Below are 4,484 nucleotides of genomic sequence, written 5' to 3' on the forward strand. Positions count from 1 at the left end.
GTCCCAATATGTGGGAGTGAGTGAGTACATGCGTCAAGACCTCCGCAGTTGGTTCGTGTGTCATTTCGTTCAACACACATATCATATTGCCCGACGCATGAAGGGGCTGTAGGGAAACGGAGATGACCCGCGTAGATAGATCTTTGCTATAACGAACTCGAGCCTAGACGACACAGCTCGGACGGCTACGACAATGGGACGGGAGATGTTGGACAGATACCCCGAGTGTTGGTGATGTCCGGAGACTACTGCCGCTGCGCGAAAGTGATTGACCGCTGAAGACGGCATCAAATGCGACCCATCATCCCTCCGAAGGCATACCCCACGACTGCGACCGAGAGCCACAAACCGGAGGTGCCGCAAACTCGATTTCTGTCGGCGCAGGGGGGCGAGTCGCGAACTAGTTCACCGATGCAAGTAACTGGTTTACCTCGGTGGCCCAGTTCACAACAACGTTGAACATCTTTCGCTGGGCACCCGGCCAGTCCTGGGCGATGACGACGAACTGTTCGCCGTCCGGTGTCACATCGTAGCTGCGTCCCCACTTGGAGCACGTGAAAAAGGAACCCTCAAGTACGAAGCGCGGACGGCCCAGGTCCAGGGTCGGCTCGGCCGAGGCGATCGGCGGCGCAGACACGTCGACTGCCCAGATCTTTCGGCCGCTGGGCAGCCGGTAATACAGAGTGTTGCCGTCGGGCGCCCAGACGGGCTCCGCTCCTCCTCCTGAAGAGACCTGCATCACTCCGCCGGGGCCCGGAAACGGTTGCACGTACACTTCCCACTGCCCAGTGCGGCTTGACGCAAAGGCAAGCCACTCGCCGTCCGGCGAGATTGAGGGATGAAAGTCATCTTCTTCGGACGCCACGAGCGTCTCGACATAAGTTTCGCCCTCCAGACTACGTGCTATAATATCCAACTGTCGATCATCGATTAGCTCATTGTAAATAAGCGACTGGCCATCGGGCGTTACCGAATGAGGTACTTGAACGAACCGTCCGTCCGAGATCAGCCGGGGTTCGGCCCAACCGTCAACGGCAATCTCGTACATGTCGACGCTGGTGTCCAGTTGCAAGGGGGGGGAGATCGAATTGAAAATGATGCGACGGCTATCCGGAGTCCAGGTCATCCAGAATTCATGGGTGGAGTCCGCGGTCAGCTGACGAGTAATGCGGCGATGGACATCATGGAGCCACAGGCTCTGCTGCCCGGGACCGCGACGCTGGAACGCCACAAAACGACCGTCGGGGGACGCACGCGGGGTAAACACATCTGCCATTTCTACCGGAAAGGTGCTTAAGACCCCGTCCAAAGAGGCCATCGTCAGTCGGGCCTCGAATTGTTCAGCGCCCTGCGAAGCATAGACGATTGCTCCACCTTCCGAAACATCATACTCTACGTACACGTCTTCGGCGGCGATGACTCCCGTTAACACGACAACCGGCTCACCAATCGCCTCTGCCTGTCCGGGATCGAACCTGGTCGCGACAACGTCATTCCCTGTGGAGTACACAAGAACATCCGGTGGGACAAACGATGGCCGGACTCCGTTCTCGATCACATTCCGTGTGCTGCCGTCTTCGAGGGAGAGCGCCACGATCCGAGATACTGCTGTGGCCGTCAGGTCTGATTCGGTGTACAGCAGATACGGACTGGACGGAAGGGCCTCAGGCCACATGTGAAAGGCCGTACCCGCGTGGCGGACCTCAGTTAGACGCTCTACCGACCCGCCTCGAGCCGGAACCACTAACAGACCCCCATCTGGACCAAACGTGCTGAAGATGATCCGGTCGTCGTCCAACCAGGTACCTGATCCGCGCACGAACGATGCCATCACCCGCGCTTCAGCGAGCTCTTGCGGGAGCCCGCCGCTAACGCGCACCTTGAAGAGCTTGTCATCGGCCAGAAACCCGAGCCATTCTCCGTCCGGAGAGAAAAAGGGTGCGCGGGCATCCTCCGTCCCCGATATCGCCAGGGCGTCGAATGAGTCGATGTCACGAACGTAGATCAGTGACCCGGAGGTGTCTCCGGACACGAATGCCAGACGCGATCCATCTTTCGAGATCGCCAGGGACGGGCCGGGTGATGCGAGTTCCTGCCCATCTGGCATCAGCATCGTAAACCGCATCGGCGGCAATACCTCCGCGGAGTCACGACGAATCAGTAGCAGCGCGACGATGGTTACGGCCGCCAGGACGACGATGGCCCCTACCGCCCACACCGACACCCCCTTCTTCTGCTGTCGCGGAAGATACTGTGCCGTTGCAGCCGGCTGAGTAGCAGCCTCGATGGCGGCCAAGTCATTCTCAAGTTCCGTCATAGATTGATAGCGCGAGGCCCTATCCTTTTCCAGACATCGTCCGGCGATCGCCTCCAGAACCTCGGGCACGTCGTCTCTGTACGTTCCCATGGTTGCCGGCTCCTCGTTCAGAACCGAGTACATCATGGCCTCGGGGTAGTCACCTGCGAACGGTCTGCGGCCAGCTACGAGCTCATAGAGGACGGCACCGAGGGACCAGATATCTGTACGGGGATCCAGTCGTTCTCCTCGTACCTGTTCCGGCGACATGTATGCGAATGTGCCAAGTGTCGACCCGACCTCCGTGACGGTTTGCGATCCGGCCATCTTGGCAAGGCCGAAGTCGAGAATCTTCGGCGTGCCGTCTTCTAAGATGAGGATGTTACCGGGTTTGATGTCTCGGTGCACAATGCCATGAACGTGAGCGCTCGCAAGTCCCGATGCGACCTGTCTTACAATTGACACCGCGTGAGCAACCGAGAGGGGTTCGTCGTCACCTCGGTCATCCAGATTCACACCTTCATAGAACGGCATTGCAATGAACGGCTTGCCATCCTCGGTCTCCCCGATATCGTACACTCCGCAAACGTTGGGGTGCTCTGTTCTGGCCGCGGTCTGGGCCTCGCGCGTGAAGCGTTCGCGCGTCTCTGAATCGTGTGCTATCTGATTCGAAAGAAATTTGAGTGCGACGATACGATCAAGCCGTACATCGCGGGCGCGATAGACAACGCCCATTCCTCCTCGTCCAATCTCCTTTTCAATCTGGAAGTGCGATACGAGGGATCCTATCATCGTGGGCCTCCGAGTACGATAACAGTCTGCGAGTAGGTCGTTGGCGCAATACCGCCACGCAAACGCCACAGGAGAAAGTGCCGCGGTGTTCACGATTCATCGTTGCCGGCGCAATGCTATCTCGATGGGTACACAGACGATCGTGTAGTGTCTGTAGGGGAAACCCTGAAAGCGACCGGACTGCTCCGATCCTTTCGTCCAGTGCCTTACTGCTTCTTGATATCCAGCGCTGCTATGGACACCGCAACTCGTGGGAGGATTCCCGGATACAGTGCCACGCCCGTTTATACTCAAGCGCAGAGTCATCTGAACATAGACGGTACGAAGAAGGCCTTGTCGTCGCAGCCGAGCAACGCTGGGCGGCAGCAAGGAATCTGTCCCAGAACACCCTGATATAGGCGCCAGGCTTGTGGGGAAATACCTGATTCGGCGTGATCTTCGGGACAAAGCTTGAGAAGGTCCTTCGAACAGGCGACATTGATGAAAGTCAGTAGCCTAACGGTGGACACATGAACAAGGAATTGCGCGACCTTTTTCTGTACTTGTCCGGACTGGCAGCGGTTGGCTTCGGAATGGTCGGACTCCTGCTTGCCTTTGGCCACGTCCTCTTGCAATCCTGCTGCAACACGGTTCTTGTCACCAACGGTACGGTGTTGTACGCGCTCGGCGGAAGGATCTGGTACCCCATCCTGTGGGCAGCTCTCGGCATAGCAATCCTGCTGCTCACCGCGAGAAACCGAGGTTGACGTCACGCACGTGATCGACGGTAACCAGCCTCACGTGGACGAGACCATTGGCCTGATTCAAGACCCTCGGCGCATCGTGCTGAGTTGTGAAAGCAAATTGTAGAGCCACGAAAAGACCGCACCGCCGACGAGGCCATCGATCAAGCCCCACCCAAATCCAACCAGGCTGCCAAAAGGGCTGATGTTGTATCCGCGGTAGACCCGGGCGATGAGCGTAGGCTCGCCCGTCGCCCCATCAAAAAAGATGATCCACCACGTGATCAAGAAGAGGCCGACGCCCCAGAAGAGTCCGCAGGTCACGGAGAACGCTAGAACATTGAGCCGCCCTACACCAAGCCACTGCGCCAACGCGCTTCGTCGCCGCCCCTCATCATCCTGCACTTCATCGGAATCAAACCGGTGACCGCAGTCGCACTTCTTTGCGTTGTCGGGTGACACCTCGCCGCACTTCGGACAAAGTTTTGTCTGCATGATGGTACCGCTCTTCAGATGATTTTAGGGGCAGCGTCCGGCTACTGGCCTCGGCGTTTGGACGAAGTCGGTCGCTGCCATTTCCTTACGAAAGCCGCCGCCCCGGGGCAATGACTGTGACGAGAGGCATCTCACGTCGGTACTACGATTGTTAAGCCAAAGACATAGTCAACCACATC

General features: G+C 58.0%; 3 protein-coding genes. 1 reads left to right on the forward strand and 2 read right to left on the reverse strand.

Annotated elements, in window-relative coordinates:
• Nucleotides 1-400: 400 nt before the first annotated feature.
• Entirely contained in the window at nt 401-3,088 is a 2,688-nt protein-coding gene (locus HKN37_11155) for a protein kinase (GenBank protein NNE47206.1), read from the reverse strand.
• Between the two features lie 509 nt (nt 3,089-3,597).
• Here HKN37_11155 and HKN37_11160 point away from each other — a divergent pair.
• Complete coding sequence (locus HKN37_11160) at nt 3,598-3,834, forward strand: hypothetical protein (GenBank protein NNE47207.1); 237 nt, start codon at nt 3,598-3,600, stop codon at nt 3,832-3,834.
• A 57-nt stretch (nt 3,835-3,891) separates the two neighbouring features.
• Here HKN37_11160 and HKN37_11165 read toward each other — a convergent pair whose 3' ends face one another.
• Nucleotides 3,892-4,305 (reverse strand): bacteriophage holin, encoded by a 414-nt coding sequence (locus HKN37_11165; GenBank protein ID NNE47208.1) that lies wholly within the window; start codon nt 4,303-4,305, stop codon nt 3,892-3,894.
• Between the last annotated feature and the right edge of the window lie 179 nt (nt 4,306-4,484).

The organism is Rhodothermales bacterium (assembly GCA_013002345.1).
GTDB lineage: Bacteria > Bacteroidota > Rhodothermia > Rhodothermales > JABDKH01 > JABDKH01.